The following is a 4816-nucleotide window of genomic DNA, read 5'->3' as shown; positions in this document are numbered from 1 at the left end:
GCTGATTAAATAAAATTTGTTTTTCGCGGCGCCGCCCGGTTTCGTCTATAGCGCGCCGCATTGAATCGGTAACACGGTCAGCATAAAGAACAGCGGTGCCATTGATATGGCGTGCGGCCCTTCCCATGGTTTGGATCAAAGAACGCTCAGAGCGCAAGAACCCTTCTTTATCTGCATCCAGAATGCCCACTAACGACACTTCCGGGATATCCAGCCCTTCACGCAATAAATTGATTCCAACCAATACATCAAACTTGCCAAGGCGCAAGTCGCGGATAATTTCAACTCGCTCAACAGTATCGATATCAGAGTGAAGATAGCGCACCCTAATGCCATGATCAGAGAAGTACTCGGTCAGATCCTCTGCCATACGTTTAGTGAGCGTAGTGACAAGCGTTCGCTCTCCCTTGACTGTTCGTATAGTCACCTCTGACATCAGGTCATCTACCTGCGTTGCTACAGGACGTATGATGATCTCCGGGTCAATCAAACCTGTTGGCCGGACAACCTGTTCGACAAACTCACCACTTTTTTCTTGTTCATATGTTGCCGGTGTCGCCGAGATAAAAATTGTCTGTGGCATCAGTTTCTCAAACTCATCAAATTTTAGCGGCCGATTGTCCAAGGCGGAAGGCAGGCGGAAACCATAGGTCACGAGATTTTCCTTACGTGACCGATCCCCTCGATACATTCCTCCTAATTGGGGCACGGTTACATGGCTTTCATCTATGATCATTAAAGCATTATTTGGCAGATAATCAATTAGCGTGGGTGGCGGTTCACCAGGTTTCCTGCCTGAAAAGTGACGCGAATAATTTTCGATACCTTTACAAAAGCCCAGCTCATTCAGCATCTCCAAATCGAAACGAGTGCGTTGTTCAATGCGTTGCGCTTCTACCAGCTTATTTTGTTGCTGAAAAAACGTGATTCGTTCAGCTAATTCAGTCTTGATAGTCTCAATTGCCCGCAGGGTTGTACTTCTCGGTGTCACATAATGACTTGAAGGATAAACAGTGTACCGTGCTACCTTTTGCAGAATTCGTCCAGTGAGCGGATCAAAGGAAGAGATACTTTCAACAATATCATCAAACAGCGATACTCGAATAGCCACTTCTGAGTTCTCTGCCGGAAAGATATCAAGTGTATCGCCTCTCACCCGGAAAGTACCGCGGCTGAATTCAAATTCATTGCGCTGATATTGCATCCCGGTCAGCCGTTTAATGATATCGCGCTGAGATATTTCTTCTTGTTCCCGCAAATGCAAAATCATACTGTGATAATCAACCGGATCCCCGATACCATAAATACAGGATACCGTTGCCACGATAATAGTGTCTCTACGTTCGAGTAGTGATTTTGTGGCAGAAAGACGCATTTGTTCAATGTGCTCATTAATGCTGGAATCTTTTTCTATAAAAAGATCCCGGGAAGGAACGTACGCTTCAGGTTGATAGTAGTCGTAATAAGAGACGAAATATTCAATGGCATTCTCCGGGAAAAATTCGCGCATTTCTGCGTATAACTGTGCTGCCAGTGTTTTATTTGGTGCAATGATGATCGCAGGACGACCTAAGCGCGCAATCGTATTCGCTATTGTGAACGTTTTACCAGAACCCGTTACACCTAGCAGGGTTTGGAAGAGCAGGCCATCCTCCAAACCTTCAACCAGTTTGCTGATCGCCTCAGGTTGATCACCAGCAGGCTGAAAGGATTGATATAGTTTATAGGGACTGTTGGGAAAGGTAATAATCACAGGTATAATTCCAACGAAAAAACCATTTTAATTCTATCACGTTAGGTATCGAACCATTTCAGGAGCATAGTTGTGGAACTCTCAAAACGCGCGCAGGCCATTAAGCCATCCCCTACCCTAGCCGTCACTGCAAAAGCTGCCAGACTCAAATCTGAGGGTAAAGATATTATAGGACTCGGTGCGGGCGAACCTGATTTTGATACCCCACAACATATCAAAGATGCTGCGATCGCTGCAATCAATGCTGGTTTCACCAAATATACCCAGGTAGGAGGTACGCCAGCACTTAAAAACGCCATTATTGCAAAATTCAAGCGCGAAAATAATTTCGATTTTACTCCCAAGGAAATCCTCGTTTCCTGCGGCGGCAAGCAAAGCTTTTTTAATCTGGTATTGGCCACGATCAATGCGGGTGATGAAGTCATTATTCCCGCTCCCTACTGGGTCTCATATCCCGATATTGTGCTGATTGCAGAAGGAAAACCGGTCTTTATTGAAACGGGTATTGAAGATAACTTTAAAATTACCGCCCAACAACTGGAAGAAGCCATTACTCCAAAAACCAGGATGTTTGTTATTAACAGTCCTAGCAATCCATCCGGCAGTGTCTATAGTTTGGAGGAACTCAAGGTATTGGGTGAAGTATTAAGAAAATACCCCAATATTTTGATTGCATCTGATGATATGTATGAGCACATACTTTTATCAGATGACAAATTTGTCAATATTCTCAATGCCTGCCCTGATTTGCGTGCACGGACAATTGTGCTGAATGGTGTCTCCAAAGCTTATGCGATGACTGGTTGGCGGATAGGTTATTGTGGCGGACCTGAGCGCATTATTACCGGTATGGAGAATATTCAATCACAAAGCACTTCTAACCCGACCTCTATATCACAGATAGCCGCTGAAGCAGCGCTTAATGGTGATCAATCCTGCATGATTCCAATGCAGGCAGCGTTCAAAGAACGCAATCACTTCATTACCAGCAAGTTAAATACGATTCCTGGTATTCATTGTTTACTTTCTGGCGGCGCCTTTTATGCTTTCGCTGATGTTCGTCAAGCGATTCAAAAACTCCAGAGGGATGGGCACATGAAAAATGATAGCGATATCGCTTTTAGTGAATTACTCCTGGATAAAACAGGAGTGGCCGTCGTACCCGGATCGGCGTTTGGGTGTAAAGGCTATATACGTCTGTCTTTCGCTACTTCAATGAAAAATCTGGAAGAAGCCATTGAGCGTATCAGCAATTTGCTGAAATGAGAAACTAGCGGAGTCTCTCACAGAAAATTCTTTTCATCCTCAAATGATCTTGCCGCCTAGTAATAATTGGCAAGAAATACAGTAAGAGGACTGGATTAAAGGAACAAACTGTGGGAGATTTCAGCAAGCACGGTAATTATTCCATTTCCAAATCAAAAATGACGCGAAGGCGAGCCGCAGACAGTATAAATAATACGGCAAGGTGAAGCCGACAATGTCAGTTTTGATTTAGAAATGGAATTAGTAGGTTATTCCAGTAAAGCCTTCACTGTTTGCGGTAAACTTGTCGAACCGCTAAGCAACTGGTATTAATCTGCGACAAACTCAGGTCGAACGGGATTTTTATAAATACTATACTCGAACGGTCTACTAGGTGTAGACATGCTGCTTTTTAACCCATTGCACCCCCATGACACTATTGCCGGGGAAATTATCATAAGATTTTAAACAGGCGCATCAAACATTCGATTCAGCAGATAATCTGTTATTTTAATATCAGGTGAAAAGCTCCATAAATAACGCTTTACCAGCCGTTATCTTCAATCAAGCTATGCTGCTGATTATTCAGCAATCAAAAAGGTTCAGATAGCATATCCCTGTTCAATTTTTGCGGCAATATGCGATGCAGCTTTCTTAGTTTTACCTGCGCGGGATGGAATATTGCATAAGCCACAAATATGACCGGAATGTATTTCCAGGCTATGAACTATAAAATTACCATTACATTTTATACAAGGTACGATACACAATACTTTGCTTTCCAGGAAGCGCACCAGCGTCCATGCACGTGTTAAGCTCAAAATACGCGGAAGCTGATTAATTTCAATATGCTCAAGATACAGTTTGTAGCTTTTGATAATGGCATCAATAACATGCACATTAGAATGTTTAATAATATAATTGAAAATATTAATAAATAACGAAGAGTGCATATTTGGCTGCCAACTGGTAAACCAATCTTCTGAGTAAGGCAGCATTCCTTTGGGAGGAGAAACACCTTTTATCTCCTTGTATAATCTTACAAGTCTCTCACGGCTTAATTCAGTATTAGCTTCTAAAACTTGCAGCCTGGCGCCAAGTTTAATTAATTCAGTAGCAAGTTGAATTTGTCTTGCTTCCGATAAAAGACTCTTTTCTCGCATAGATTTTACATTTACCCAATACTGAATTAAGCAATAATCTCTGCTGGCGATCCGGCTAATAAGATAGCAGCGTGAGACTGAGCCAGAGCACGATCGCGGCTATGATTGGAGAGAATTTCAGCTATGAGTCGGTCATCAAAGCGGAAGCGGCACAGCAGCATATTAGAAGAGGCCATTCTTAACAGTTGACCAGAGGTGAGATTCTCCAAAATATTGGCGACATCCTCACCTATACCGAGCCGATACATTGCCGTATCCTTGTCTTCCCGCAATAACTGTTGAGCAAGTAACATGTATCCAAGGTTGATTTCTCTTATCTCATCAAGAATCTGGCTGGTTTCCATTTTAATGCTCCTAATTTAAACAATAATATTTAAGCTGGGTACATCTTAAACTTGCAACTATGGAAGTAAATGGAAAACCAACCAAATGAATAGTCAGAATTCTACTAACCAATTTGTAGGATTTTTCCCTACATACGATAAGTTCATTGACTAATCAGACAGATATGGAGATATTTTTCTTTTAGCCTCTTCCGTAGAATCTGTGGGTAGTGGCAGATAAAAATTAGAGCATTGCCTTTATTGGGTGGGTAAGATAGTTTTTCCCGAAACTACAAACCTGTGCCAAGGAAAAGCAATGCTGATCAAGACTT

The 4816-nt window shown here is 42.5% G+C and carries 4 protein-coding genes; 1 reads left to right on the top strand and 3 read right to left on the bottom strand.

Annotated features, from left to right (window positions below; all coding sequences use genetic code 11):
- Positions 1-1753: excinuclease ABC subunit UvrB (uvrB, locus tag J5I83_RS02970; protein WP_304053169.1), on the bottom strand; the 1753-nt coding region annotated here is incomplete at its 3' end.
- 72 nt (positions 1754-1825) lie between these two features.
- Here uvrB and J5I83_RS02965 point away from each other — a divergent pair.
- Positions 1826-3019, top strand: coding sequence for a pyridoxal phosphate-dependent aminotransferase (locus tag J5I83_RS02965; protein ID WP_304053168.1), 1194 nt, complete (start codon positions 1826-1828; stop codon positions 3017-3019).
- A 581-nt stretch (positions 3020-3600) separates the two neighbouring features.
- Here the strand turns inward: J5I83_RS02965 and flhC are convergent.
- Together flhC and flhD are read right to left on the bottom strand one after the other, a co-directional pair.
- On the bottom strand, positions 3601-4161 hold the full coding sequence (gene flhC, locus J5I83_RS02960) for a flagellar transcriptional regulator FlhC (protein WP_304053166.1): 561 nt from the start codon (positions 4159-4161) through the stop codon (positions 3601-3603).
- 26 nt (positions 4162-4187) lie between these two features.
- Complete coding sequence (flhD, locus tag J5I83_RS02955; RefSeq protein ID WP_304053165.1) at positions 4188-4505, bottom strand: flagellar transcriptional regulator FlhD; 318 nt, start codon at positions 4503-4505, stop codon at positions 4188-4190.
- Positions 4506-4816 lie beyond the last annotated feature (311 nt).

This window comes from Nitrosomonas communis (genome assembly GCF_024102715.1).
Lineage (GTDB): Bacteria > Pseudomonadota > Gammaproteobacteria > Burkholderiales > Nitrosomonadaceae > Nitrosomonas > Nitrosomonas communis_B.
Note: the sequence above shows the minus strand (reverse complement) of the source record. Positions and strands in the feature narration are given on the sequence as shown.